This is a genomic window from Lentzea atacamensis, assembly GCF_003269295.1.
GTDB lineage: Bacteria > Actinomycetota > Actinomycetes > Mycobacteriales > Pseudonocardiaceae > Lentzea > Lentzea atacamensis.
In genome coordinates, this window is the sequence record NZ_QLTT01000010.1 from 158,774 (window position 1) to 184,770 (window position 25,997).

A 25,997-nucleotide genomic window follows, 5' to 3' on the forward strand; every position below is an offset into this window, starting at 1 on the left:
AGCAAACAACGCCCGCCCCCGCCGTAGCTTCAATCGTTTATCAGTAGTCGTCAGCCGGTGAACTCGCCGGTCTGAACGTCCTTCCACTTGCCAGAGGTGACCTGGTAGACGGTGAGCACCTTGTTCGTGCTGTCGCCGTACTGGTCGAACTTGATCTCACCGGTGGCACCGGAGGCGCTGTACTTGCCGACGTTGGTCAGCATGTCCTCGCGCTTCGACTCGGCCCAGTCACCGCTCGAGAGGGTCGCGCCGAGGGCACCGATGATCGCGTTCGCGGCGTCGTAGGAGAACGCACCGTAGGCGGCGTAGTCCTCCTTGCCGAACTTCGCCTTGTACGCGTCGACGAACGCCTTGGCGGTCGCGAGCGACTCGACCGGCGCGCCGACGGAGGTGGCGAGGTCGCCTTCCTTGCCGCCGAGCTCGATGAACTTGCCGTCGTAGATGCCGTCGCCGCCCATCAGCGGGACGTTCAGACCGGCGCTCGCCATCTGCTTGGACAGCGGACCCGCGGCCGGGTACTCGCCGCCGTAGTAGACGGCGTCAGGCGCGAGGCCCTTGATCTTGGCGATGACGCCGGAGAAGTCGGTGTCCTTCTCGCCGACGGTCTCCTGGCCGACGATCGTGCCGCCCTTCTTGGCGACCTGCTTCGACAGCTCGGCGGCGAGGCCCGCACCGTAGGTCTTGCCGTCGGTGACGATGGCGATCTTCTTCTTGCCGGCCTTCTCGACGAGGTAGTTGGCCGCGTACGGGCCCTGCAGGTCGTCGGTGGCGCAGACGCGGAAGTAGTTGTCGAACTGACGCTTCGGAGCGGTCAGGAAGTCGTTGCCCCTGGTCAGCGACGGGTTGGTGTTCGCGGGCGACACCTGGGGGATCTTCTTGTCCCGCAGGATCGGCTGAACGGTCTGGGCGACAGACGAGTTCAGGGTGCCGACGACACCGACGACGTTCGGGTCGGTCGCCAGCTTGGTCGCGGCCTGCGCGCCCTTGGCGGGGTTCGCCTCGTCGTCCTGCGCGGAGACGGCCAGCTTGTAGCCCTTCACCGTGCACTTCTTGTTGGCCTCGTCCACGGCGAGTTCGGCAGACTGCTTGATGCCGATGCCGAGAGCGGACAGGTTGCCGGACAGCGGGGCGACAACACCGATGGTCAGAGTGCCCTTCGACGTGTCGCAGCTGCCCCCCGCGTTGCCGCCTTCTTGCTTGTTCGACCCACAAGCTGCGAGAACGAGCAGCGTCGAGCCGACAATGGCTGCGGACTTCACAAGGTGCTTACGCACGTGAGTCCCTCCTCTATCCCTGCTCCCGGCGGGCGCGAGTTCTCCGCGCACCGCTCCACGACCCCTCCTCCTGAGGGATGGCCGGAACCTAGGCGATGATTGTGACCCCAGTCATCAAACCCAATGGGCTCGTGACCATAACGCAACGCGGCGTTATGTTTTCCTTAAGCAATCTCACATACCGTAACCTTCGTTCACTCTTTGGACCCCTGCCATAACGTGTGCATATGACTCCGCGTCGTCGGGTGATCGCTGCAGTGGGAGCCGCCGTAGTGGTCGTCGCGGCGGTGCTCGTGCTTCGCCAGACCGATGACCCGACGAAAAAGCGCAGCTCGGAGCCTGTTCGGCTGACGGAGTACGCGACGGATTTCGTCAAGTTGCCGTCTCGATCGGCGCGTCCCGAGCCGCCGTCCTCCGTATGGAGTAACCACGGCAGGGTGCAATGGACGCCCGTGCCCGGCGTGTCGGGCTACGAGGTCTTCGGCAGGCTCGTCGCGTCACCCGAGATCGCGGGGCACGGCCGGCCCGACGTGCGGGCGGTGGACGCGTTCGGCCAGCGATCGCTGCCGGTCAGGGCCGAGGAACGCGCTGACGACGACTCGTGGCGCCGGGCGGTCATGGAGTGGCTGGACGACTTCGACGACTCGCACCTGGCCCGCCGCTACCACCTGAGCGGCCGCGAGGGCTGCGTGAACCCCAGCCACGGCTCCAGCCGTCTCGTGCTCGACATGCCGTGCGGGAACGACACGGCGGTGTTGCGCGCGCGGACGCTGTTGCAGCTGAACGAGTCTGACGAGCTGGGCCGCGTCGCGGTGGTGACGGACGCGGCCGGACCGCGCGGGAAGCTGGTGCTGGACCTGGTTCCCGGCACGCCGGACCGCGTCGGACCGGTTCCTCCCGCCGACGCGGTTCGCGTGGTGGTGGACGACTCCGTTTCACCCGGCACGCGTGGCGCGGGCGTTCTCCATCGGTTCGAAGTCGTGCTGACGCGCGGCGGCCTGCTCGTTCTGCAGGACGGCGTGCAGATCGCCGGCTCCCCGGTCGTGCCCAAGTGGCGCGAAGCGAGCGTCCTGATCGGTGTCACGCCGCCGCCAGCCCGTCCAGGCCGCGTGGAGATCGACGCCGTCGGCATCACCGGGCGAACGCCGATACCCGAGGTGAGCGAGACATCGATCGTGGCGGGGACGTTGCGCGTGCTGGAGTCCGACGAGGAGGCGCCAGGCATAGGCGTGGCGCGCGCACCGTTGCACAGGGCTGAGTCAGCGCGGTTGCAGGCAACGGTGCGGCTCGGCGACGGCGGTGATCCGAACGGCCTGGTCGCCCAGCTCGGCTCGGCCCGGTTCCCGCTGCGACCGGTGGTGAGCGGCTGGTCCGGGGCGCAGGACAGCGAGCTGACGGTGGCCGGGGACGTGCCGGCCGAGCTGCTCGGCCCTGCCGGGCCGGACGCGCTGACACCGTTCGTGCTGCGCATGCCCGGTGCCTCGCAGGCCCAGGTGCTGGAGAGCTACCTGGAGGTGCCGGGGTTGTCGTCGGTGAAGCTGCCGAACGCACCGGACGAGCCCGCGCCCGTGCTGCCCGTCATGACCGCCGAGTTCGCGTCTGTGACACCGGGCGAGGCGACGCTGGTGGTCACCCTCGACGCGGCCCCCGCGCGATCAGTGGCGCCGGTAGCGGGGTTCGAGGTGTACGTCGACAGCGGTCACGTGGCGACCATGCCGATGCCGGGCGGGATCGGCGGCAGGCACGAGCTCCAGCTCTCGCTGAAAGGCAGCCACAACGTCGAAGTCCGCCTGCGCCCCGAGAACCCCGAGGCGCAGACGGACTCCGTGTGGCTGGAACTCAGCCGAAGTTCTCGATGACGGCTTCCGCGACGGCCTTCATCGTCGTGCGGCGGTCCATGGCGGTGCGCTGCACCCACCGGAACGCCTCCGGCTCGCTCAGTCCCTGCTTGGTCATGAGGATGCCCTTGGCCCGCTCCACGATCTTGCGGGTCTCCAGGCGTTCGGTGAGCCCTGCGACCTCCTGCTCGAGGGCGGCGAGCTCGCTGAACCGGCTCATGGCCAGCTCGATCGCGGGCACGAGGTCCCGCTTGGCGAACGGCTTGACCAGGTAGGCCATGGCACCGGCGTCACGGGCGCGTTCGACCAGGTCGCGCTGGCTGAACGCGGTGAGGATCACGACCGGCGCGATCCGGTTGCCCGCGATGTGCTGCGCCGCCTCGATCCCGTCGACCTTGGGCATCTTGACGTCCAGGATGACCAGGTCCGGGTTGAGCTCGGTTGCGAGCTTGATGGCCTCTTCACCATCAGCGGCCTCGCCCGCCACGTCGTAACCCTCTTCGCGCAGCATCTCCACGAGGTCGAGGCGAATCAGCGCCTCGTCCTCGGCGACGAGCACTCGGGGAGCCTTGCGCGTGGCTTCGGCTTGGGCCTCGGCAGCCTGCTGGGTCACCGGGGTCCTCCTGACGATCGTTCCTGCGGGCGAAAGCGCAGTCTACCGGCGTGCAGCCCCCTGATCAGGCTCGCCAGCCGTGACGGCAGACACGAACTCCTCAGGCCACGGGTAGGTCCGCATGTTCTCCTCGACGTCCTGAGCGGGCGCCTCGGTGCGGCGGAGCGTGATCTCGCGGGCGGTGCCGAACTCCGGATGGGCGAGCCTCGCCCTGATCTCGTCCTCGGCAGGTCCGCCCGGCCACTCGACGAACCACCCCGTTCCCATGGGAAGTGCTCGCAACCAGCTCGCGTCATGCCACAGGTGTACCCGGCGCAGTAGTGCGCTCCCAGTGGCCGCTTCCGGCGTCTCCTCGTCGTTGCCGCCGCCGTCGGTGTACTCGACGCCGCGGAACTCGTGCATCCAGCGCACGTACCGCATGCCCAGTTCCCAGGCGCTTTCGTCGACGCCGGCGAGCACGACGCCCGCGTCACCGGTGGCCAGTTCGGCCGATCGCCGGTACTGCCGGTGCGTGAGCCGCGCGACGCCCATGCCGTAACCGGCCTCGGTCCTCGGCAGCAACTCGAACAGCAACGGGCCCAGTGCGCGTTCGCTCAGGTGCAGCTTCGGGGTCTCCCTCGGTTCCACCGTCCGGAACGCGTGGGAGGGCCTGATGATGCTCGCAGGCGGCATCAGCTGGAGCATGCTCGCCGCGGTGCAGCCCGCGAGGAGCACTTTGGCCTCCAGCTGCCGCTGGGCCTCCGTGGTCGCGTCGGGCAGCAGCTCCCCGCCGCGCACGGCGGGCACCGCCTGGGACAGGTTCTCGCCCGTGTAGGCGCGCCGCAGATCGGCGAGCTGGTCCGTGATGGACAGACGTGCCATGACAGCAGTCCTCGTTTCCGCCGCCCGGCTCGGCACGACAAGGACGCATGTGCACGCGTCTACGTGGTCGGTTCGCTTCGGTGAGCAGGAGTTGCTGAACACTGCGGCGGAGTACGCCGCTCGCTGCCGGGGAGCGGCTCCAGCCTCACGTCTGCTCGGACGCCGCTGACCACGTTACCGGACCAACGCACGCGGTTTTCTAGTCGGCACCCACGATCAGCTTGTACTTGACGTCCACCTCTTTGCCGCCGGCCGAACCGCGGATGATCAGCTCGTGCTCGCCCGACGCGGGCGGGTTGATCCACGCGTACAGGCCGCACCCGACCGAGTTGATCCGGCCCGCCTGGGTGCCGAACGGGTTGCCCGCGCGCGCCTCGTAGGTGAACGGGGTGGCGGACACCCTCGTCAACGCCTGCGTGGAGCCGTCCATCAGCACCTCGCCCTGGGCGTTCTTCATGAACCGCTCGCACTCGGCGACATCGCTCGCGAGGTTCACGACCGGCGCGAGCAGCGGCTTGTCGGCCGGCACCCGGCACTGCCGCTCGACGGGGCCCCCGCCGAGCGACCCGGCGAGCATCCAGACCTCGACGGGCTGGTCGCGCATGCAGAACCGCCCGGAGGTGTCGGACACGGGGTTGCTGTTGGAGGGCTGGGAAGCCCAGGTCCACCAGAGCGCCTGGAACTCACCGGGCGCCAGTTTGTCCGAAGTGGACGTTTGAGGTGCTGTGGGTGGGGCCGCCATCTGCGCGTTGCCGCCGCAACCGGCGAGCAGAACAACTAAGAACAGCAGGACTTTCCTCACTGGTTCTCGCGTCCCTTGCGTCGTTGTTCCTCCGCGCGCTCACGGCAGCGGCGCAGGAACTCCTCGTCGTCGTCAGCATCGGTGGCCGCGAACCGCCCCGGCCGGTTGTACTCGGAAAAAGCAGAAGCATCGCGCTCGTACGCACCGAAGCGCGCGCGTCCGGCCCCCACCACCGGACGGCCCGCCACGAGCCATGCGATCGAGCCCACCAACGGGAACAGCAGGACCAGGAGAAGCCAGAGCATCTTCGGCAGATTGCGAACCGAGCCTTCGTCGGTCGTGATGACATCCACGACGGCGAAGATCGTCAGCAGCAACGTCACCACTCCGAACAGCCCACCGAAGTACAGCATCTCCCACCCCCAGGTCGTGCGGTCGCGCACATCGTGGCACAAGGGGCCACTCCCTGAACATGGTTCACCCTTCAATCACCCCCGCCCAATTCGCACAGCTGTGAAGTTCACCGAAACAAGGGCCGCAACCCCGCCTTAACACGCGCATTTCATTCCGCTATTTCCGCCCCCGCACCACCTGCGACGTCGCAGCTGGCCGCAGTGCTACCCGAGGTGGAATTCGCCTAGCCACACGGGGCGGGCGGGCATCGGCGCACTCAGCTGAACAGATCTGCGGTCATGGGCCGACCCGAGCAACCAATTCACCCCAGAGGGTGAAATGACGCGGCGGCAGGTGCCAATTCCGAGGGCACCGTCACACCGGTCCGGATTCCGCTTGCTCGATTCCGCACGGCTCGATCGAACACTTTCGCGGAGCCGATCCCCCCGCGAGTACCGGAACGTTCACACGAGCCGTGCCGTGCGTGAGGCTGAGCACCAGACCTGCTGCACGGCCGTTGCCCCAGCCGTAAGCGCGCCTTAGCGTCGAGTGCATGCCAAGGGGTGCCGAGAGTCTGCTGGAAGTGCTGGCCACGCACGACGTCGAGGTCGTGTTCGGCCTGCCCGGCGTGCACAACCTCGCCATCTGGGAGGCGCTGCGGCGGTTTCCCGGCATCCGCATGATCGGGGTGCGGCACGAGCAGACGGCGGTCTACGCGGCGGACGGCTACGCAAGGTCCACGGGCAAGCTCGGCGTGGCGGTCGTGACGACCGGTCCGGGTGCCGCCAACACGCTCGGCGCCACCGGCGAGGCGTGGTCGTCGGGCAGTCCGGTGCTGGTGATCGCCACGGACATCCCGTCCACGCTCCGGCAGCCGGGGGTCCACCGGGGCGTGCTGCACGAGACCCGGGACCAGAAGGCGATGTTCGGGCCGGTCACCAAGGCCGCGTTCGACGTGCCCGCCGCGCAGGAGCTGGGCGCGTGCACCGACAAGGCGGTCCAGCAGGCACTGCAAAGCCCGCACGGACCCGTTTATCTCGGCGTGCCAACGGATTTCCTGTCCGCCGAGGTGCCGCACCACACGCCGGTGAAGACCGAGCAGGCCGGCCTCGCCCCGGACCTCGCGGAGGCCGCGGAGCTGATCGCCGGGGCGCGGCGGCCGCTGATCTGGGCCGGTGGCGGCGCCGCGCGGTCCGGCGCCGGGACCGCGATCGCAGCGCTGGCGGCGAAGTTGCAGGCGCCGATCATCACCACGTACGGCGCGCGTGGGCTGACCGACAGCCGTTGGGTCGTGCGGGGGCCGGTGCACGCGCCGCCCGTCGGGAGGTTGTGGGACGAGGCCGATCTCGTGATCGCGATCGGCACCGACTTCGACGGCATGATGACGCAGAACTGGTTGCAGCCAAAGCCGCGCAACCTCGTCGCGATCAACATCGACAAGGCGGAGGCGAACAAGAACTACCCGGCGGACGTCACGGTCGAAGGCGACGCGGCCGCGGTCACCGCGGCACTGGCGGCCGCAGTGGCCGGCAAGAAAGCCGTCGTCGACGTCGATGCCGTCAACGCCGAAGTGCGCACGTTGGTGGAAACCGACTCTCCCGAAGCCGCGAAGCTGTTGCGGGCGCTCGAAGGCGAGACGGCCACGATCGTCGCGGACATGTGCATCCCCGGTTACTGGATCGGCGGCTTCCACCACGTCACCAGGCCGCGCGGGCTGGCCTACCCGGTCGGCTGGGGCACGCTCGGGTTCGGTTTCCCCGCGGCGATCGGCGCGGCCGTCGGGCAGCGCACGATCGCGGTGGTCGGTGACGGCGGATTCCTGTTCGCGTGCGGGGATCTCGCGACGTTGAAGCAGGAGAACCTGCCGCTCACGATCGTGCTCGTCGACGATGGCGGCTACGGGATGCTCCGGTACGACCAGCAGATCGCCGGCCACGCCATCAGCGGGGTGGAACTGACCAGGCCCGACTTCGCGAAGCTCGCGGAGAGCTTCGGGATTCCCGCGGTGACGCTCGACGGCTTCGACGGGCTGCGGGCGGAGCTGGCCGCCGCCGCGGGTCCCACCATGATCGTGGTCAACGCCGGCCTGCGGCCTCCGATCAACACTTCTCCCCGCTGGTACCGCAAAAAGGCCACTTGATCAGCTGCCCGCTCGGTAGCGTCCAGCCATGAGACGTGGGCTGGGGATCGTGCTCGCTGTGCAGGCAGTGGTGCTGACCGCGTTGTCGGGACGGTACGGCTTCCACCGGGACGAGCTGTACTTCATCGCGGCGGGCAAGCGGCCGGACTGGGGCTACGTGGACCAGCCGCCGATCACACCGATCCTCGCCCGCGCCGCCACGGAGGTGTTCGGCGAGACGCCGGTCGGGCTGCGCGTGATCGCCACACTGCTCGCGCTCGCCATCACGGTGGTGGTCGCACTGATCGCGAAGGAACTGGGCGGTGGCGCGGTCTTCGCGGCCGCCGCGTCGGCGACGTCGACGTTCGTGCTCGCGGTGAGCCACATGCTGTCCACGGCCACCGTCGACCTGTTGATCTGGGTGCTCCTCGGTTACTTCGCGATCAGGCTGCTGAAGACGAAGGACGGACGCTGGTGGCTGGCACTCGGCGCGACCGCAGGCGTCGGCCTGGCCAACAAGTGGCTCGTGCTCCTGCTGCTGGCCGCGCTGGCGATCGCGCTGCTCGCGGCCGGACCTCGCGACGTCCTCCGCACCTGGTGGCTGGCCGCCGGACTGGTGGTGTGCGCGGTGATCGCCGCTCCGGTCGTGGTGTGGCAGGCGCTGCACGACTTCCCGTTGCTCACGGTCGCACGCGGCATCAGCGAGGACGACGGCGCCGAGAACCGCATCATGTTCGTCCCCATGCAGCTGCTGATGCTGTCCCCGTCCCTCGTGCCGGTGTGGGTGGTCGGGTTCCGGAACCTGTGGCGTGACAGGACTTTCCGGTCGCTCGCCCTGGCCTACCCGATCCTGTGCGTGCTGTGCCTCATCACGGGCGGCAAGCCGTACTACGCGGTGCCGTTGTTGTTGGTGCTCATGGCGGCAGGCGCACGCCAGGCGCAGGAATGGTTGCTGCGCCGCAAGGTGATCGGCGGCGTGCTCGTGACGCTGAGCGTCGTGCCCGCCGTGATCGGTTCCCTGCCGGTCCTGCCGCCTGGTGCACTCGGCCCGGTCCTCGCCGTCAACCCGGAACAGGGCGAGCAGGTCGGCTGGCGCGAGTTCGCCATCACCGTCCAGGACGCGTTCTTCGAGAATGATCGCCCGGTCGTGATCACCCGCAACTACGGCCAGGCCGGCGCGATAGAGGCCTACACCCAGGTTCATGCGTATTCCGGGCACATGTCCTTCTACGACTGGGGACCGCCCAGGTACCCCAACATCAACAAGGTGATGCTGGTCGGATTCAACGACCCTCCGCTCACGGGCTGCAAGCGCGTTGCCCAGCACCACAACGTCGTCGAGAACGAAGAAGACGGCACGGTCATATGGGTGTGCAACGCACCATCAGAACCATGGGACGCCTTCTGGCCAAAGCTGCGCCACTACTACTGACCACATAGGACATTGGAGCACTTCCAACACCGACCCCTCTTCGGCTGAATATGGCCGAACCTGTTGGAATCGGCCAACGTTTGGCCCTAGCTTTCTTTTATGCCAAAGAGAGACTCCACGGTGCGCGGACGGGAGTTCGGCGCGGGCGTGCGCGAAGCCCTGCGCAAAGCAGGCCTCACCGGACGCGCCGCCGCAGAACTCGCCGGCTGGGATCCGGCCAAGCTGTCCGACATGCTCAACGGCAAGGGCGGCGTGACCGAGGGCGACCTCCACCGTCTGCTCGGCCTGTGCCGCACACCGCTGGACGAAACCGAGCACCTGGTCGCCCTGTTCCACGAGACCAGCCAATCCGGCTGGCTTCAGGTGCATGGCGAGAGACAGCCAGTGCTGCCGCGCACGCTCGGTGAGCACGAGGCCGTTGCCACCGAGATCATCTGCTGGAGCATGAACCTCATCCCGGGATTCCTCCAGCTACCGGATTACCTGCGCGCCCTCATCGCGGGCAATCCCAACTCTCCGCAGGAGGAAGCCGACCAGCGCGTGGCGGCTCGTGTGGCACGCCAGCAGCAGCTGATCCAGCGCCGCTGCAAGATGACGTTCTACATCCACGAGCAGGCGCTACACCTCCCTGTCGGCGGCCCCGACCTGATGGTTGATCAGCTGGACCACGTGACGACCATGAGCATGCGCCCGTACATCACATGTCGCATCGTGCCCACCTCGATCGGGGCGCACGCTGGCCAAGCCGGATCCTTCACGTTCATGAAGTTCGCCAAGCTGGAGCCGGTCGTGTTCATCGACGCCGAGAACCACGGAGTGTTCTTGGACGACAAGGACTCCGCCAAGGCGTACACGAACATCCTCAGGTCGCTCGATCAGACCGCGTTGGATGAGGAACAATCCAAGGAGTTGATGGAACGCATCATCTCGTGAGGAGCCCGTCAGATGACCGAATGGCGAACGAGCAGCTACAGCGCCAACGGCACCGACTGCGTGGAGGTTGGTCGCCGCGTCGGCATCAGGGACAGCAAGGCCCCTGTCACCCACCTCGCGATCGGAACGTCCGCGTGGTCGGCGTTCCTGGAGGCCACGAAGGCTGACAAACTCGTCCGGTGACCCGTACTTGGCCCTCAAAGCTCGCGACGGACGAAGGCGCACTCGCCTGGGAGTTCCTGGACTTCCTGCGCAAGACCGCCGTGCTGAAGGTCGAGGGCCTCACCCGCGACCAGGCCGTGGCCGCCCCGGTCGCCACCTCTGAGAAGCTGACCGCGCTGGGCGTGCTCAAGCATCTCGTGGCCGTCGAGCGCTACTGGCTGTGCATCGCGGGCGCAGGTCTGGACCTGCCGTCGTTGTGGGAGGGCACCCCGGACCCGTCCTGGGACCTCACCGACGACGACACCCCGGAATCGCTCATCCAGGCCTACCAAGAGGAATGGGCCAACGCCGAGGCCCTCAAGCAGCGCCGGCCCGACGACAACGCCGCAGACGGCGAACGCACCGTGCGGTGGATCCTGGCCCACGTGGCGCAGGAAACCGCGCGCCACGTGGGCCATCTGGATCTGCTCCGCGAGCTGGCGGACGGTCAGACCGGCGAATGACGCCTAGATCCGCACCGGGCGGGCTTCTGCTCGACCGGCCGGTCCTTGCGCCCCGAGCCCTGCCACAGCAGCTGTCCGCCGAACACCGCAACGACCACCATCACCGAGCGTTCCGGCGCTGGTAGCGCGTCGTACGCCTGCACGCAGCCGATCATGAAGGCCGCGAGGACGAGCAGTCGCAGCACCGTCATCCTCGACAGGCCCCGCCAAGCTCAGCAGGCGACCTCACCCGGCCACAGCGGAGTCAGCGCGACGACCGCGCCTGCCAGCGCGTCGTCGACCGCAGCTTCAGCTGCCGGAGAAAGACCGCCCTTCCGTCGCGTGTGGACCAGGCGCTCGCGCAACGCCGGCACGGACAGGGCCGCGGCGGCATTGCGCACCACCGCTTCATCCCCGTGCGACAAGCACCGAACGAGTCCATCACCGACCAGGTCCTCTGCCTCACGAGCCAGAGCGCCGTCCCTGGCCAGCCGTCGGACCGCCGCAGCTGCCGCCACGCGAATCTTCGGATTCCGGTCCGTCAGCCTGGTGGCGACCAGCTGCGCGGCCGCCGGATCGGCCGTGTCACCGAGCCCGGCCACCGCTACGCCCCGACGGTGCGACCACAGGTGTTTCACGTCGCGGGCCAGGTGTTCAACCGGTTTCAGCTGCCTGAGCCGGGGAATTCCGTAGGCGCACAGCACCGAGCTCCGATAGGGATTACCTCGGATCGCCCAGTCCGCGGAATCCCCTTTGCGCCCCTTGCCGAAGAACTCCAGCACGTACGACGGATCGCGATCCGGGCGACGCTCCGCGAGGATGCGGCACAGGACCGAAGCCAAACCCATCGACCGGCTGTGAGCCTCCAGCAGAGCCTCGATCCGGGCGTCGACACTCATGTCGTCGGACTCGACCAGAGCACGGATGCTCTTTCCGAGGTCCGGTGAACTCTGCACCAGCACTTCGGAAAGAGCGGCATCGATGTTCATCAGGTCCCACCACTCCACAACATGCCGAAACGACCGGGCGGGACACCTCACAGCGCCCCGCCCGGTCTGCCTATTCCTGGCCGATCATCGTCCGAAGAACCCCATCGCACATCCGATGCCCGATATGGCCATCCTGACATAAGGGGAGTTGACGGTCCCCAGCGTGCGTTCCTTGATCAGTGTCATGTTCGCTTTACATCTCTGCACGCGCGGGTGGTACTTGATGTTGTTGTACAGCCTCCCCGCCTTGCTGGCCTGGAAGCGTTCCTTTCCGCTCTTGAAGACGCCTTTGGCCCGGGTCACCACCTTCGGTGCCGTGGTCCGGATCCAGCTGCCGGCCGCGACGACCTTGCGACCGGTCCACTTCATGCCGCCCCAGATCCGGGGAGCCCACTTGACTCCCCACTTCACGCCCTGCCGGACAGCGAAGCGGGCGAGGATGGGCAGGCCGATGCGAAGCCCTGCCACGGCGAGGAAGAGACACGGCGGACACCTGCCGTCGAGGTCGTTGGCGTTGACCGGGTCGCCGTTGACGTAGTCGTAGTCGTTGGCGGACCCGCCCTCGACCGGGTCGACGGACAGGAACCGGCCGAGCAGCGGGCTGTACGGACGGGCACCCATCTGCACGAGCGACAACGCTCCGGCGTGTTCGTAGGGACGCTGGTGCTGTCCCAGCCAGCCGTAGTCCATCTGACCGGGCTGGTTGTCCGGCACGGCATCCGTGTCGACCTTGCCGTCACTGGAGATCGGCTCACCGAACGGCGTGTAGTGCCGCAGCTGGCCGACCTGGCCGCCCGCACCGTCCGTGGTGAGGATGATGTCGCCGCGCACCGACGGGTGGTCGTACGTGCGGCTGTCACCGCTGATCGTCAGCAGTACGCCACCGGCCAGCGTGATCGAGCGGGTCAACAGCTTCTTGTCCTCACCGAGCACGAGGTCTGCGGTGTCACCGTCCGCGGTGTGGGCGTACAGCACGACCTTCTGGTCATCGCCCTGTTCCACGCCGCGGCGCACGATCCGATCGCCGGCGTCGCGCTGGTACGCGACGGCGGCGGGGTCCGCGCCGACCGAACGAGCGCTGATGTTGCGGCCCGCCGTGTCCCACGACAGGTGCGTGGTGGAACCGTTGACCGTGTACTCGGTCGTGTTGCCGCTGTCGTCGTACTTGATGCCGGACACCGCGTTCGCACCGGTGGTGGCCAGCAGCCGGTCAGCGCCGTCGTAGCAGTAGTTCGTCGTCTGCGTACCGGCGGCCGTCTCGTCGATCAGCTTGACACGGTTGGTGTTCAGACCGGCGTTGCCGACCGAACCGGCGGGACACCCTTCCACCGCGGACGTGAAGTCGTAGGTGTATTTGTGCCCGTTGACCACCGCCTTGGTGAGCCTTCCAGCCGTGTCGTAGATGTAGTTGTGGCCGCCGGGTCCGGCGTCGTAGCCGTTGAGCGTCTCGTCGACGATCGTGCCCGCACGGGTGCGCGTCACGGTCGTCGGAATCTCGGCGCCCTGTTTGGTCCTCCATGTGAGCGACGTGATCTGACCAGGACCGTCCTTGCCGATCGCGGCCAACGAGGCACCGTTGGCGTAGGCCACCGACTTCAGATCACCCGCCGCGTCGTAGGTCGACGTGGCCAGCAGGGAGCCGTCGAGCGACACGGTCAGGAGCCTGTCCGCGTCGTCGTAGGTGTTGACGACGGTCTGCGCCGGGTTGAGCGGCAGGTTGACCTTCTGCGACGCCAAGCGGCCCGCACGGTCGTACTTGCTCTCCGTGCGAACGCCGTGGACGTCGGTGTACTCGACCGTGCGACCGATCATGTCGACCTTGGTGGTGACGGTGCCGTTGTGGTCCGTCACGCTCGACACGAGCGGATCGCCGTTCACCGCGTGGTTCGTGGTCACGACACGCTCGCCCGCTGAGGCGCTCGCGGGGTGCTTGACCTGGACGACCCGGTCGCGTTCGTCGTACGTGGTGCACGTCCACTTGCCTGCGGTGCCCTGAGCCACCACGCGACCCGACGCGTCGAAGATCTGCTCGTCCTCACGCGCCGCACCAGTCGCCGGAGCGGGAGACTTGGTGAGCTTGGCGAGCCCACCCTGGTTGATCGCCTCCACCTCGGGGGTGCAGGGGTTGTCCCGCGTCTCCCGGTCGCCGTAGTGGACGAAGGTCGTCTGAGCGCCTGTGGGCGAGGTCTCAGCGATCTTGCGGAGGTAACCGGTGCCCACGGCCTCGTACGTGGTCTTGACCGACTGACCCTTCTGAGTCGTGGTGGTGACCAGACCGTAGGCGGCGTCGAGCCCGTTCTCGCCGAACTTGCTGGACGAGACCTGCGGCTGCAGACCGAGGGACTCTCCCTTGGTGGTGGACGTGGTGTGGCCGTACTTCGGCTTCATCCCCGCCGCGGGCACGACCTGCTGGGTACCGCCTGGCGTGGTCCAGTGCAGTTCGAGTTGCGCGAGAGATCCGAGGTCGTAGTACTCAACGCGGATCTTCTTGGCAGCGCCGGCCGACGGGCTGTTGACCGTCGCCTCCCGCCACTTGGCACCAGTGTCGATCCAGTCGTCGATGACGATCGCATCGTCGACCCACACGCGGACACCGTCGTCGGCCACGACGCGGAGCTTGTAGTTGCCCGCCTCGGGGAACACGATGTCGCCGGTCGCCCGCAGCGAGAAGCCGTCCGCAGGGATGCCCGTGACCGGCACGGCTTCGCCCCAGTTGCGGGCGAACGTTCCGTCAGCGGCCAGGCCGGTCTGGAACACCTTCGGTGTCCCGACCATGTCCTTGTTGTCGTAGAACGACACCGCCAGACCGTTGAGTCCCTCGTCGAAGGCGGTCTTCGAGTGCGGAACGGTGGCGGCGCACTCCGCCTTGAGCTCCTGGCCGTTGAAGCACGACGCCGGACCCGGACCGAAGTTGTCGGTCGGGCGGTCCTGCGCGTCGTACAACGTGGTCGACACCCGTCCGGCGGCGTCCGTCGAGGTCAGCAGCTGATCCTTGACGCTCCACGTCTGCGAGGTCGTCTTGCCGGTGGCGTCCGTGCTGGACAACAACCGGAAGGCGTCGTCGTAGACCACCTTGCGCGAGAACCCGATGACCGGGTTGAGCCCCGCGATGTCCACGAACGACGTCTTTGCGGCGGCGTCGTACCGGTACGAGTGGTAGCCGCGTTCCTCGCCATGCGTCGTGTACGGCTGGTAGATCGTCCGGGCCACTGGCTTGGTCGCCGTGTGGTCGTAGTAGTGAACGATGTAGTTCGCCGCGTCGGTGTTCCGGTTCGCGTGGTCCTGCGAGACCCAGTCGGCGGCGCGGCTGTCCCGCATGCCGTCGAGCAGGCCGTTGGACGTGAAGCTGAACTGGGTCATCTCACGACCCGGGTCCTCCACCGCAACGAGATGTCCGCGGTAGTAGAACAGCTTCGTCTGGGTGCCGTCCCAGTAGACGATGCGGCAGAGCATCTGCGACGGCGGCAGACGTTCCGCGTCCGGCGGAGGCGTGGCGCCCGCGTAGCAGTCGTCACCCGGCCGGTTGTAGTACAGCTTGTGCGAACGACCCGAGACCGGGTCCTTGATCTCCTTCAACCGCGACGGCGAGCCGTCGTAGATGTACTGCAACGCGGCCGGCTTGCGGGTGTCGACGGCGCTCGACTGCGACTCCAGCTTGCCCGCCGAGTTGAACACGTACACGTCGGTGCCGTAGGTCAGCGTGATGCGCCCTGCCGTGTCCATCGCCAGGGTGCCCACCTCGCCGTCCGGCGGGGTGTAGCCACCGGTCGACTTCTTCGTCCAGGTGTGCTTGGCACCGGACGCGTCGGTCAGCACGACGTTCTGGTCGGTGACCTTCGCCTCCGTGAACGTCGAGCCCGTGCCGTCGAGGTCGGCGCTCAGCATCCAGCCCTTCGGCAGCGCGGGCAGGTCCGAGGAGTGCAGCCAGTCAGCGGGAATGATCTGCGCGGGCACGGTGGTGCCGTCGGTCGTGCGGGTGAACAGGCGCAGGTACGCCCAGCCACCGACCTCGGCCAGCTCGACCTTGATCGGCACGCGCTGGCCGGCGGTGAGCTGCACCTCCTTCGCGACACCCCAGTTGACGTCGCTGCAGCAGCCCTGGTCGTAGACCGAGTTGCCGTTGATCCACACGCGCAGCCGGTCGTCGTGCACACCGGCGAACTGGTAGGTGCCGGTCGCCGGTGCCTGGAAGTAGCCCTCCCACCGTGCGACGAACCAGTCCTTCGGCAGCGCGGGCGCGAACGGTGACGTGTCACCCCAGTCCACGTTCACCTGCGGCTCGGTGCGCACGAGGACCGGCTCCTGCTGCGGGCTGATCTCGCCGTTGTGCGACAGGTCCGGGAAGTACGACGCCCGCAGGCCCTTCTGCTCCTGCTGCTGCGAGTTGTAGGTCATCGACAGACCCGCTTGGCCACCGACCGTGTTGAACGTCGGTGACTTGATGGACGTGGTCACGTTGCCGTTGGCCAAGTTCACCGAGATCGGCCCCATGGTGTCGTCCGGAGCCGGTCCCCTGTTGCCGATGCGCTGATCGACCTTCAGGTGGAACACCGCACTCGGGATCCTCGACGTGGCACCGCTGACAGCCTTCGCCTGCCACGTGTAGGCGACACCGTCCTGCAGCACGCCGGACGGAACCGTCCACTTCGGAGTGTCGAGGCAGCCGGAGTCCACCACGACGCCGGACTTCGCGTCCGCGCCGGTCGCGACGGTGAAGCAGTACCTCACCTGCTCGCCATCCGGGTCGCTGACGGGGCTGACCTCGAGGGTCGGCGTCGTGTTGGTGATCACGCTGTGGTCGGCGGGGCCGACCAGGGTCGGTGCGGGTGGCGCGGAACCAGTGTCGACGGTCAGCGTCGCTGTGGCGTACTTGTACGTCCAGACACCGGGAGCCTCGTGGCCGGTGACCATGAAGGTCGCCATGTGCTTGATGTCGGCGATGTGCTGCAGGAAGCTGACGAGGCTGTCGCCGGTCAGCGTGCCGACCTGCCCCACCAAGCCGCTCGCCAGATGCCCACCGAGACCGTTGAAGTCCATGGCAGACGCGTGGTAGAGGTTCGCCGGCCAGGTCTTGTCCGGGCTTCCCGGTGTCCGCTGGTTCGCCAGGTCCAGCTTCGCACCGACGATCCGCTTGCCGTACAGGTTCTCGTAGTTGAACCGGATCGCGGAACGCCAGTACTTGTCGCCGTTGTCCTGGACGTTGCCGAACTGGACGTTGCAGTTGCTGCACCAGTAGCCGTCGGACTTGTACGACTCCGAGTACGCGACGCCGTAGGTGAACGTCGGGTCGACGCTGACCGGGTAGACGCGCTTGGAGTCCTTCAGCCACGCCTCGTCCACCGCGACGGTGAGCACCCAGTCCTTGCCGGACTTCTCGACGGTGTAGGTGCCGCCGGTCATGGCCGGTGGCTTCGTCTCACCGTCACCGGCCGAGTCCCACGTGACGATCGGCGGCATGACGATCTTCGGGGCACCGCTCGCGTCCCGCAGCTCGACCGTCTGCTGCCCGGTCACCACCGGGGTGAGAGCGCCGGTCTTGAGGGTGAATCGCCACTTGTTGGTGGACGGCGCCTTCTTGAGCTTGATCGTCTCTTTGAGAGAGCCGGGAGTGACCTCGTAGGTGAGGTCGGTGTCCGGAGTGACGTCGGAGTACTCCGCCATCTTCTCGGTCACCTTGACCTTGCGGTCCTTGGCCGGCTTCTGCTCCGGCGCCAGCGTGACCTTGTGGCCGTCGACCTCGACGGTGACCAGCGACGGATCGTCCGCGGCGCCACCGAGCGTGGGCTTGAGCGGGTGCGCCTTCGCCTTCACGCGGCGGGTCGGGGTGTCGGCGACGAGGGTGGTGTCCACCGGGCGCCAGTTGCCGAGCGCGTCCTTGACGTTGCGCGGCTCGGTCGACTGCTTGATCGTCCGCGTGCCGTCCGGGTTCTCGTACTCGTCGACGAACGTCGAGCTGGAGACCACTTTGGACTTCTGCGGGTCGAAGCTGCTCTTGCCGGTGCCCATCAGCGGCGTGAAGTCCGCCTTCGGGTCGGCGGGCTGGATCGGTGGTTGCTTGACCTCGGCGCCCTTGAGCACCGGGAGTGCGGTCGGATCGATCGCCGTGGACTTGGGCGGAGGCGCCGCGAACGCGGGTGCCTGCGCCAGTGAGAAGGTCAGAGATGCTACGAGGGCAGCCGCGATCCCCCGTGCTCTTCGAGCACGGGAAGATCGCGCCGCATCGCGACGCGTCATCAGGTGTATCCCCCAGGCTTATGGGGAGAGACGTGAGCTTCCGCCGCCCACACGCCCCCCAGCGTTGACGCGCCGTAGCATGCCGAACCCGGACATATGTGAGCAATGGGCCGTTCAGGCTAACTTGAGCTCCGTGGGCGGGGAATCACACTCTGTGCATCACTCTTCGCCCGGCCAGAGCAGCAACAGCGGTGCGAGCACGCCGTCGAGGGCGTTGTCGACGACGGCGCCGGCCAGAGGCATCAACGTTGCCCGCGCGTGCAGCAGGTCTTCGCGCAAGGCCGGGAGCGCCAGTGCGGCAGCCGCCTGTTCGATCACCTCTTGGCGGTCGTGGTGCAGGCAACCCACCAACGCCTGCGCTGCCGGCCCGACCTGGACGCCCGCTTTCGCGAGCCGGCGGATCGCTGCCGCGGCCTCGATGCGAACCCACCACTTCGGGTCGCGCAGGCGGCCGATGATCGGCGGCAGGGCAGCCGGGTCGGCGGTGTCACCGAGCGCGGTGACGGCTATCTGCCGACGAGTCGCCAGCCAGTGCGTCGCGTCGGACGTGATGCGTTCGACCGGATTCGCCTTGCGCAGCCTCGTGATTCCGTAGAGCCACACCCACGGGCTGCGGTAGACCTCGTGCCCGAGCAGACGGCGGACCGGGCCGTCGGTCTCGGCGTAGAAATGACGGAGCGCGTATTCCGGGTCCCGGAAAGGATCACGTTCCGCAAGGACGCGGCAGAGCAGCGGGCGTGCCGGGCCCGCGTCGTCGAGACTGCCGAGGATGATTTCCTCGACACCTGGTTCGTTGCTGTCGATCAAAATTCTGATGTGCGCACGAAGATCCGGCGAACCCCACTCCCGGATCCCAGCCAGCGCCCCATCGCTGCTGAGTTCCCCCATTTCTCCATCATGGCGGATTTATGTAGCCGCCCACAGCGTTTTCACAGACTTCACGGAGAGCGTTTACCGCGTCACGCAGCAACGGGTTGGTATTCGCCGTGCGGTGGACAACGTGCACGTGCCTGCGCAACGGCTTGTGCCGCAACGGCATCGCGTGCGTGCCGGGTAGCGCTTTGTAGCCGAGCGCGGGCACCAGCGCGACACCGACACCGGCCGCCACGAGCGACTGCACGACCTCGTAGTCGTTGCTACGGAAAGCAATTCTCGGCGCGAAACCCGACGCCGCGCACAGCCGCGTGAGACACGTGGCGCCGGACGTGCCGTCGCGCGACGCGATCCAGCGTTCGTCTTTGAGATCTTCGAGTTTGACGTTGTTTTTCGCTGCCGAATGATCGGCCGGAACCATGACCAGCAGTGATTCCTCCAGCAACGGCACCACCGTCAGTTCTTCCGGCCACGTGCGCGGGACGAGGTCGTAGGCGTACACCAGCGCGAGATCCAGTTCGCCGGTCAGCACGAGCGGCAGCACGTCCTCCGGCTCGGCCTCGTCCAGAAGGATCTCGGCGTCCGGCAGGTCGGCCGACAGCTTCGCCAGAGCCTTGGGCACGACCCGCGAGCTCGCCGTGGGGAACGTGCCGATGCGCAGGCGCCCGCGCAGACCCTGCACCATCGCCTTGACCTCGTGCTCGAACCCGTCGAACGCGGCCAGCAGCTCACCACCCCGGTCCGCGATCAGCAGCGCCGCACTGGCCGGCCTGATCGAGTGCGCCTCCCGTTCGAAGAGCGTCACGCCGACAGCGCGTTCGAACGCCGAGATCTGCTGTGACACGGCCGACGACGTGTAGCCGAGACGGCGGGCCGCCTCGGCGAACGAACCCGTCTTCACGACCTCGACGAGCGTGCGGAGATGCACCGGGTTGAGCATCAGGTCAGCTTATGCTCGACCTCGCGAGGTTTCATTCTGCAACCCCTGGCGGAACCACCGGGTAACTACCAGGGTGGGTGCATGCCCTATGTCTCCACGAACCCGTCGAACACCTCCGACGTGGTCACCGAGATCGAGCTCGGGACCAGCCGCACCTTCGTCGACGCAGCACAGCGGGCCAAGGCGGCACAACGCGCGTGGGCTCGCGTGCCCGCACCCGTGCGCGGACAGGTCATCGGCAACATCGGCCGGCTCGTCGAGGCGAACTTCGAGCCGCTCGCCCAGCTGGTGACCCGCGAGATCGGCAAGCCGATCGCGGAGGCACGCGGCGAGGTGCAGGAGATCGTGGACACCTGCAACTTCTTCCTCGGCGAGGGCAGGCGCCTCTACGGGCACACCGTGCCGTCGGAGATGGCGGACAAGCAGCTCTTCACCTTCCGCAACCCGGTCGGTGTCGCGGCGATCATCACTGCCGGCAACTTCCCCGTCGCCGTGCCGTCCTGGTACATCGTGCCCGCGCTGCTGTGCGGCAACTCGGTCGTGTGGAAGCCCGCCGAGTACTCCGCCGCGTCCGCCCAGGCGTTCTACGACGTGTTCCAGGCAGCCGGCATCCCCGGCGGGGTGTTCGAGATCGTCTTCGCCGAGGGGACGGAGACGTTCGACGGCCTGGAGCAGGCGCTGCAGCAGGGCCTCGTCGACAAGGTCGGGTTCACCGGGTCCAGCGAGGTCGGTGTGCGGATCGGCGAGCTCTGCGGACGCCACCTCCAGACGCCGTGCCTGGAGCTGGGCGGCAAGAACCCGATGGTCGTCACCGAGGACGCCGACCTGGACCTGGCCGTGCAGGGCGCGCTGTTCGCCGGCTTCGGTTCCGCGGGCCAGCGGTGCACCTCGCTCGGCACGGCGATCGTGCACGAGTCGGTGTACGCCGAGTTCCTGTCCCGGTTCACCGAGGCGGTCTCCGGCGCCACCGTGGGCGACCCGACCGGTGATGTCCTCTATGGACCGTTGCTGGACGAGAAGTTCGCCCTGGCGTACGAGAAGTACCTCGGCTGGATCGGCGAGCACCACACGGTGCACGGCCCGACCGGCCGCATCACGGCTTCGAACCCCCGCAAGGGCTTCACCGGGGAGAACGGTCTCTTCTACCACCCCGCAATCGTTTCCGGTGTGCGTGCCGACGACGAGCTGTTCCTCCAGGAGACGTTCGGGCCGATCGTCGGCGTCATGAAGTACTCGGACCTGGACGAGGCGATCGAGCTCGGCAACAAGCCGGGCTACGGCCTGTCGTGTTCGATCTACACCACGGACCCGAACAAGGCCTTCCGGTTCCGCGCCGGCATCTCCGCCGGCATGGTGAGCGTCAACAACTCGACGTCCGGGGCCGAAGCGCACCTGCCGTTCGGCGGCAACGGCAAGAGCGGCAACGGCTCCCGGCAGTCGGGCGTGTGGGTGCTCGACCAGTTCACCCGCTGGCAGTCCATGAACTGGGACTACTCCGGGAAACTGCAGAAGGCGCAGATGGACACGCTCGCGATCGAGGCGAACCTTGACTACCGGCTCGGCTGAGCTGCCAAGTCAGGCCGAGGTCGTCGTCATCGGCGGCGGGGTGATGGGCACATCCATCGCCTTTCACCTCGCCGAGGCAGGCGTCCGGGATGTCGTTGTCGTGGAGCGGGATGAGCTGGGTTCCGGCTCCACCTGCAAAGCAGCGGGTGGAGTGCGCGCCCAGTTCTCCGACGAACTGAACATCAGGCTCGGCGCCCGATCACTCGAAGCGTTCCAGCGCTTTCCGCAGCGTCCCGGGCAGGAGATTGATCTGCACCAGGTCGGCTACCTGTTCCTCCTTTCCACTCGGGAACACGTCACGGCGTTCGAGCGCAACGTCGACCTCCAGAACTCCCTCGGCGTACGCAGTCGCATGCTGACTGTCGAGGAAGCTCAGCGGATGTCGCCGCTGATCGAAACGGACGGCCTGCTCGCGGCGACCTTCTCGCCGGACGACGGACACTGCACTCCTGAGTCCGTGGTCCTCGGCTATGCCACCGCGGCCCGCCGGTTCGGTGTCCGTTTCCACACCAGAACCACCGTGAAAGCGATCGTAGGGACGGGGTCTGACACTTTTCGCGTCCAGACCGACCGCGGCGAGGTTTCGACGGGGACTTTGATCTGCGCGGCGGGTGCCTGGTCGCGTTCGATCGGCGAGATGGTGGGCGTTGACCTGCCGGTTTCTCCCTTGCGGCGACAGGTCATGTTCACCGAGCCCATGCCGGAGCTACACGATCGGGTGACGCCCTTCACCATCGACTTCGGCAGCACCTTCTACTTCCACCGCGAGGGCCCCGGCCTGCTGTTCGGCATGTCCGACCCGGACGAGACGCCGGGCTTCAAGCTGGACATGTCCGACGCGTGGCTGCCGCGCCTCACCGAGGCGATCGGACGGCGGGCGCCGCGGCTGCTGGACGTGGGCGTGCGCAACGGGTGGGCCGGGCTGTACGAGGTGACGCCCGACCACAACGCGTTGATCGGCTCCGTCGGCAGGTTCTTCTACGCCACCGGTTTCTCCGGGCACGGCTTCCTGCAAGGGCCCGCGGTGGGCGAGGTCGTGCGCGACCTCGTGCTGGATCGTGAGCCCTTCGTCGACGTGTCCAGTTTGGACGCCTCCCGGTTCGCCGCCGACCAGGCGCGGCCCGAACTCAACTGCGTGTGAGGGAATGCTGATGGACGTTCTTCAGCTCATGGACGAATGGGGCCCAGAGAAGGTCGTCTGCGTGTCCGACCGGCGCACCGGCATGAAGGGTGTGCTCGTCATCGACAACACCGCACGCGGCATGGGCAAGGGCGGTACGCGGATGAGCCCCGGCGTGACCGTCACCGAGATCGCCCGTCTCGCGCGCGTGATGACGTGGAAGTGGGCCGGGGTCGACCTGTTCTTCGGCGGGGCGAAGGCCGGGATCGTCTTCGATCCTTCCTCTCCCGACAAGGAAGCGGCGCTGCGGGCATTCGCTCGCAAGCTCTCCAACGAGGTGCCGCGCGAGTACGTGCTCGGGCTCGACATGGGCCTCACCGAACGGGACGCCGCGATCGTCCAGGACGAACTGTCGGACCGCGGCGCTATGATGGGCGCACCGGCTCAACTCGGCGGTCTTCCGTACGACGAGCTGGGCGTCACCGGGTTTGGCGTGGCCGAGGTGGCGGACGAACTGATGGCGGTGAACGGCTCGCTGCGCGGCAAGCGCGTCGCCGTTCAGGGTTTCGGCGCGGTTGGTGCCGCGGCGGCCCGACGCTTCGCCGAACTCGGCGCTGTCGTCGTCGCCGTGTCGTCGGTGCACGGCGCGTTGGTCGATCCCGACGGCCTGGATGTGGCGCGGCTGCTGGATCTGCGGGCTTCGTCCGGTGATCTCGCGGTCAAGGAGTACGGGCCGGTGCAGGCGCTGGATGCCGAGCTCCGGGTGCCGTGCGACGTGCTGGTGCCGGCCGCGATGCAGGACGTGATCGACGCGGATCTCGCGGGCGAGCTCGACACCACCCTGGTGGTCGAGGGCGCGAACCTGCCGACTTCCGTTGCGGCGCAGGAGGTGCTGGCCGCGCGCGGCATCACGGTGGTGCCGGACTTCATCGCGAACGCGGGCGGCGTGGTCGCGGCGGCGTTCGGGATGGACGCGCGGTACTCACCCTTCCCGGTGAACCCCGCGACCGTGCTGGACGCGGTGTCGGAGAAGCTGAGGGCGAACGCGGTGCGGATCGTCGCGGAAGCCCGGGATCGTGGCACCACGACACACGTGGCCGCGCGCGAGCTGGCGCAGGAACGCGTGCTGACCGCGATGAAGCTGCGGGGGCGGGTCGCATGAGCTCGCTCGACGGTGTCGTGATCGCGGACTTCAGCCGCGTGCTGGCCGCGCCGTACGCGACGATGATGCTGGGCGACCTCGGCGCCGAGGTGATCAAGGTTGAGCAGCCCGGTCGTGGCGACGAGACCCGCACGTGGGGTCCGCCGCACTTCGAGGGCGAGGCGACGTACTTCCTGTCCGTCAACAGGAACAAGACGTCCGTGCAGATCGACCTGTCGACGCGGGCAGGCCGGGAGCAGGCGCGCGAGCTCATCGCGCGGGCGGACGTGGTGGTCGAGAACTTCAAACCGGGCACCATGAAGAAGTTCGGGCTGGACTACGAGTCGTTGGGGCGTGACGACCTCGTCTACTGCTCGATCTCGGGGTTCGGTTCGGGCAAGGGCGCCGACCTGCCCGGCTACGACCTGCTCGTGCAGGCCGTGGGCGGGTTGATGAGCGTGACCGGGCCCGGTCCGCAGGAGCCGGTGAAGACCGGGGTGGCGCTGGTGGACGTCCTGACGGGGTTGCACGCCTGCGTCGGCATCCTGGCGGCGTTGCGGCATCGGGAGGCGACCGGGCAGGGGCAGCTGGTCGAGCTGGACCTGCTGTCGGTGTTGTTGTCCAGCATGGTGAACCAGAGCGCGGGCTTCACGCTGGCCGGTTCGATCCCGCAGCCGATGGGCAACCGGCATCCGTCGATCGCGCCCTACGAGGTGTTCCCGACGATCGACCAGCCGATCGTGCTCGCTGTCGGCAACGACAGGCAGTTCCGCCGGCTGTGCTCGGTGCTCGACGTGCCGGAGCTGGCCACGGATTCGCGGTTCCTCACGAACCCGGATCGGGTCGAGCACGTCGACGAGCTGTTCGAGGCGCTGTCGGCGCGGCTGCGGACGCGTCCGGCACAGCACTGGTTCGAAACCCTGACGCCCCTTGGTGTTCCGTGTGGTCCGGTGAACGACATCGCGCACGCGTTCGCACTGGCGGAGTCGCTGGACCTCAACCCCACCGCGACGATCGGCGACATGACGCTCGTCGCGAACCCCATCCGCCTCTCGCGCACGCCGGTCACCTACCGGCTGCGCCCGCCGAAGCTGGAGCAGTGAAGTGCAGGACCCGTTGCAGTTGCTGGACATCCCGTCGTTGCTGAGCGACGAGGAGCGCGACATCCAGGCCACCGTCGCGGCGTACCTGTCCGATCACGTGCGGCCGCACATCGCCTCCTGGTTCGAGGAAGGCGTGCTGCCGCGCGAGCTCGCGCGGGAACTCGGCAAGCTCGGGGTGCTCGGCATGCACCTCGAGGGGTACGGGTGCGCGGGGACCTCGGCGCTGGCGTACGGCCTCGCGTGCCTGGAGCTGGAGGCAGTGGACAGCGGCATCCGGAGTTTCGTGTCGGTGCAGGGTTCGCTGTCGATGTTCTCGATCTGGAAGTACGGGTCGGAGGAGCAGAAGCAGGAGTGGCTGCCGCGGCTGGCCGCGGGTGAGGCGATCGGCTGCTTCGGGCTGACCGAGCCGGACTTCGGCTCGAACCCGTCCGGAATGCGCACGCGAGCCGTGCGCGACGGGTCGGACTGGGTGCTCAACGGCACCAAGATGTGGATTACCAACGGCGGCCTCGCGGACGTCGCGACCGTGTGGGCGCAGACCGAGGAGGGAGTTCGAGGATTCCTCGTCCCCCGCGGCACGCCGGGATTCTCGACCCAGGACATCAAGCACAAGTTGTCGATGCGAGCATCGGTCACCTCCGAGTTGGTCCTGGAGGACGTGCGGCTGCCGGACAGCGCGCGCCTGCCGCTCGCGACTTCCTTGCGCGCTCCCCTTTCCTGCCTGAACGAGGCCAGGTTCGGAATCGTGTTCGGTGCTGTCGGCGCGGCGCGGGACTCGTTGCAGGCGGCGCTCAGCTACTCGGGCACGCGCATCCAGTTCGACAAGCCGATCGCCGCGTTCCAGCTGACGCAGCGCAAGCTCGCCGGCATGTCCGTGCAGGTCAACAACGCGATGCTGCTCGCGCTGCACCTCGCGAGGCTCAAGGAGTCCGGCACGCTGAAGCCGGAGCAGATCAGCGTCGGCAAGTACAACAACGTCGAGGCGGCCATCGCGATCGCAAGGGAAAGCCGGACGATCCTCGGCGCGAACGGCATCTCGCTGGAGTACTCGCCACTGCGTCACGCCAACAATCTGGAATCCGTTCTCACCTACGAGGGCACTTCGGACATCCACCTGCTATCCATCGGCCACGCGTTGACCGGAATCGCCTCATTCCGATGATCCTTCGTCCTATCCTGCAG

Annotated in this window: 21 protein-coding genes; 11 read left to right on the forward strand and 10 right to left on the reverse strand. The window is 67.6% G+C overall.

From position 1 onward, the window contains the following. Positions 1-50: 50 nt before the first annotated feature. Complete coding sequence (locus tag C8D87_RS36070; RefSeq protein WP_233440154.1) at positions 51-1,274, reverse strand: branched-chain amino acid ABC transporter substrate-binding protein; 1,224 nt, start codon at positions 1,272-1,274, stop codon at positions 51-53. Positions 1,275-1,726: 452 nt separating this feature from the next. Between C8D87_RS36070 and C8D87_RS36075 the strand changes: the two genes are divergently transcribed. Then, complete coding sequence (locus C8D87_RS36075; protein ID WP_112230301.1) at positions 1,727-3,133, forward strand: hypothetical protein; 1,407 nt, start codon at positions 1,727-1,729, stop codon at positions 3,131-3,133. Here C8D87_RS36075 and C8D87_RS36080 read toward each other — a convergent pair. From C8D87_RS36080 to C8D87_RS36095, 4 genes are all read right to left on the reverse strand, one after another. After that, positions 3,114-3,725: an ANTAR domain-containing response regulator gene (locus tag C8D87_RS36080; protein ID WP_109641042.1), complete on the reverse strand. Its 612-nt coding sequence runs from the start codon at positions 3,723-3,725 to the stop codon at positions 3,114-3,116. The two genes, C8D87_RS36075 and C8D87_RS36080, sit on opposite strands and share 20 nt — an antisense overlap. Positions 3,726-3,767: 42 nt before the next feature. Beyond that, positions 3,768-4,586, reverse strand: coding sequence for a hypothetical protein (locus C8D87_RS36085; RefSeq protein ID WP_112230303.1), 819 nt, complete (start codon positions 4,584-4,586; stop codon positions 3,768-3,770). A gap of 199 nt (positions 4,587-4,785) precedes the next feature. Next, entirely contained in the window at positions 4,786-5,388 is a 603-nt protein-coding gene (locus C8D87_RS36090) for a signal protein (RefSeq protein ID WP_112230305.1), read from the reverse strand. Beyond that, positions 5,385-5,741: a PLDc N-terminal domain-containing protein gene (locus C8D87_RS36095; RefSeq protein ID WP_112230551.1), complete on the reverse strand. Its 357-nt coding sequence runs from the start codon at positions 5,739-5,741 to the stop codon at positions 5,385-5,387. Before C8D87_RS36095 ends, C8D87_RS36090 begins: the two co-directional genes overlap by 4 nt. A 533-nt stretch (positions 5,742-6,274) precedes the next feature. Between C8D87_RS36095 and C8D87_RS36100 the strand changes: the two genes are divergently transcribed. From C8D87_RS36100 to C8D87_RS36120, 5 genes are all read left to right on the forward strand, one after another. Continuing rightward, the gene (locus C8D87_RS36100; RefSeq protein WP_112230307.1) at positions 6,275-7,861 is read left to right on the forward strand and encodes a thiamine pyrophosphate-binding protein; all 1,587 of its coding nucleotides are present in this window, start codon (positions 6,275-6,277) and stop codon (positions 7,859-7,861) included. A gap of 28 nt (positions 7,862-7,889) precedes the next feature. Beyond that, the gene (locus tag C8D87_RS36105) at positions 7,890-9,272 is read left to right on the forward strand and encodes an ArnT family glycosyltransferase (RefSeq protein WP_112230309.1); all 1,383 of its coding nucleotides are present in this window, start codon (positions 7,890-7,892) and stop codon (positions 9,270-9,272) included. A gap of 99 nt (positions 9,273-9,371) precedes the next feature. Then, positions 9,372-10,205, forward strand: a complete 834-nt coding sequence (locus C8D87_RS36110; RefSeq protein ID WP_112230311.1) for a helix-turn-helix domain-containing protein — start codon at positions 9,372-9,374, stop codon at positions 10,203-10,205. Between the two features lie 12 nt (positions 10,206-10,217). Beyond that, positions 10,218-10,388, forward strand: coding sequence for a DUF397 domain-containing protein (locus C8D87_RS36115; RefSeq protein WP_112230313.1), 171 nt, complete (start codon positions 10,218-10,220; stop codon positions 10,386-10,388). Then, complete coding sequence (locus tag C8D87_RS36120; protein WP_112230315.1) at positions 10,385-10,870, forward strand: DinB family protein; 486 nt, start codon at positions 10,385-10,387, stop codon at positions 10,868-10,870. The genes C8D87_RS36115 and C8D87_RS36120 overlap by 4 nt, the downstream gene beginning before the upstream one ends. Here the strand turns inward: C8D87_RS36120 and C8D87_RS36125 are convergent. From C8D87_RS36125 to C8D87_RS36145, 5 genes are all read right to left on the reverse strand, one after another. Continuing rightward, complete coding sequence (locus C8D87_RS36125) at positions 10,855-11,061, reverse strand: hypothetical protein (RefSeq protein ID WP_112230317.1); 207 nt, start codon at positions 11,059-11,061, stop codon at positions 10,855-10,857. The genes C8D87_RS36120 and C8D87_RS36125 overlap by 16 nt on opposite strands. Positions 11,062-11,082: 21 nt before the next feature. Further along, complete coding sequence (locus C8D87_RS36130; RefSeq protein WP_146231825.1) at positions 11,083-11,838, reverse strand: hypothetical protein; 756 nt, start codon at positions 11,836-11,838, stop codon at positions 11,083-11,085. A gap of 84 nt (positions 11,839-11,922) precedes the next feature. Beyond that, positions 11,923-18,072 carry a PA14 domain-containing protein gene (locus C8D87_RS36135; protein WP_233442455.1) on the reverse strand — a complete coding sequence of 2,050 codons (6,150 nt, stop codon included), beginning with the start codon at positions 18,070-18,072 and terminating at the stop codon, positions 11,923-11,925. 159 nt (positions 18,073-18,231) lie between these two features. Next, the gene (locus C8D87_RS36140; protein ID WP_112230321.1) at positions 18,232-18,960 is read right to left on the reverse strand and encodes a HEAT repeat domain-containing protein; all 729 of its coding nucleotides are present in this window, start codon (positions 18,958-18,960) and stop codon (positions 18,232-18,234) included. Positions 18,961-18,967: 7 nt separating this feature from the next. Next, entirely contained in the window at positions 18,968-19,885 is a 918-nt protein-coding gene (locus C8D87_RS36145; RefSeq protein ID WP_112230323.1) for a LysR family transcriptional regulator, read from the reverse strand. 81 nt (positions 19,886-19,966) lie between these two features. Between C8D87_RS36145 and C8D87_RS36150 the strand changes: the two genes are divergently transcribed. Genes C8D87_RS36150 through C8D87_RS36170 form a run of 5 tightly spaced genes read left to right on the forward strand, consistent with a single transcriptional unit; the run spans position 19,967 to position 25,977 of the window. Next, entirely contained in the window at positions 19,967-21,451 is a 1,485-nt protein-coding gene (locus tag C8D87_RS36150) for an aldehyde dehydrogenase family protein (RefSeq protein WP_109641054.1), read from the forward strand. Between the two features lie 43 nt (positions 21,452-21,494). Next, entirely contained in the window at positions 21,495-22,592 is a 1,098-nt protein-coding gene (locus C8D87_RS36155; RefSeq protein ID WP_211337684.1) for an NAD(P)/FAD-dependent oxidoreductase, read from the forward strand. A gap of 10 nt (positions 22,593-22,602) precedes the next feature. Beyond that, a complete protein-coding gene (locus tag C8D87_RS36160) occupies positions 22,603-23,733 on the forward strand; it encodes a Glu/Leu/Phe/Val family dehydrogenase (RefSeq protein ID WP_233442456.1) in 1,131 nt (376 codons plus the stop codon). Continuing rightward, positions 23,730-24,815, forward strand: coding sequence for a CaiB/BaiF CoA transferase family protein (locus C8D87_RS36165; protein WP_112230325.1), 1,086 nt, complete (start codon positions 23,730-23,732; stop codon positions 24,813-24,815). The genes C8D87_RS36160 and C8D87_RS36165 overlap by 4 nt, the downstream gene beginning before the upstream one ends. A gap of 1 nt (position 24,816) precedes the next feature. Beyond that, on the forward strand, positions 24,817-25,977 hold the full coding sequence (locus C8D87_RS36170; protein WP_112230327.1) for an acyl-CoA dehydrogenase family protein: 1,161 nt from the start codon (positions 24,817-24,819) through the stop codon (positions 25,975-25,977). Positions 25,978-25,997: the final 20 nt, after the last annotated feature.

Coding starts and splice junctions, on each gene's coding strand:
- C8D87_RS36105 (WP_112230309.1), top strand. CDS start 7,890: ATGAGACGTGGGCTGGGGATCGTGCTCGCTGTGCAGGCAGTGGTGCTG.
- C8D87_RS36155 (WP_211337684.1), top strand. CDS start 21,495: ATGGGCACATCCATCGCCTTTCACCTCGCCGAGGCAGGCGTCCGGGAT.
- C8D87_RS36125 (WP_112230317.1), bottom strand. CDS start 11,061: ATGACGGTGCTGCGACTGCTCGTCCTCGCGGCCTTCATGATCGGCTGC.
- C8D87_RS36095 (WP_112230551.1), bottom strand. CDS start 5,741: ATGCTGTACTTCGGTGGGCTGTTCGGAGTGGTGACGTTGCTGCTGACG.
- C8D87_RS36115 (WP_112230313.1), top strand. CDS start 10,218: ATGACCGAATGGCGAACGAGCAGCTACAGCGCCAACGGCACCGACTGC.
- C8D87_RS36130 (WP_146231825.1), bottom strand. CDS start 11,838: ATGAACATCGATGCCGCTCTTTCCGAAGTGCTGGTGCAGAGTTCACCG.
- C8D87_RS36145 (WP_112230323.1), bottom strand. CDS start 19,885: ATGCTCAACCCGGTGCATCTCCGCACGCTCGTCGAGGTCGTGAAGACG.
- C8D87_RS36135 (WP_233442455.1), bottom strand. CDS start 18,072: ATGACGCGTCGCGATGCGGCGCGATCTTCCCGTGCTCGAAGAGCACGG.
- C8D87_RS36150 (WP_109641054.1), top strand. CDS start 19,967: ATGCCCTATGTCTCCACGAACCCGTCGAACACCTCCGACGTGGTCACC.
- C8D87_RS36140 (WP_112230321.1), bottom strand. CDS start 18,960: ATGGGGGAACTCAGCAGCGATGGGGCGCTGGCTGGGATCCGGGAGTGG.
- C8D87_RS36165 (WP_112230325.1), top strand. CDS start 23,730: ATGAGCTCGCTCGACGGTGTCGTGATCGCGGACTTCAGCCGCGTGCTG.
- C8D87_RS36110 (WP_112230311.1), top strand. CDS start 9,372: ATGCCAAAGAGAGACTCCACGGTGCGCGGACGGGAGTTCGGCGCGGGC.
- C8D87_RS36085 (WP_112230303.1), bottom strand. CDS start 4,586: ATGGCACGTCTGTCCATCACGGACCAGCTCGCCGATCTGCGGCGCGCC.
- C8D87_RS36100 (WP_112230307.1), top strand. CDS start 6,275: ATGCCAAGGGGTGCCGAGAGTCTGCTGGAAGTGCTGGCCACGCACGAC.
- C8D87_RS36160 (WP_233442456.1), top strand. CDS start 22,603: ATGGACGTTCTTCAGCTCATGGACGAATGGGGCCCAGAGAAGGTCGTC.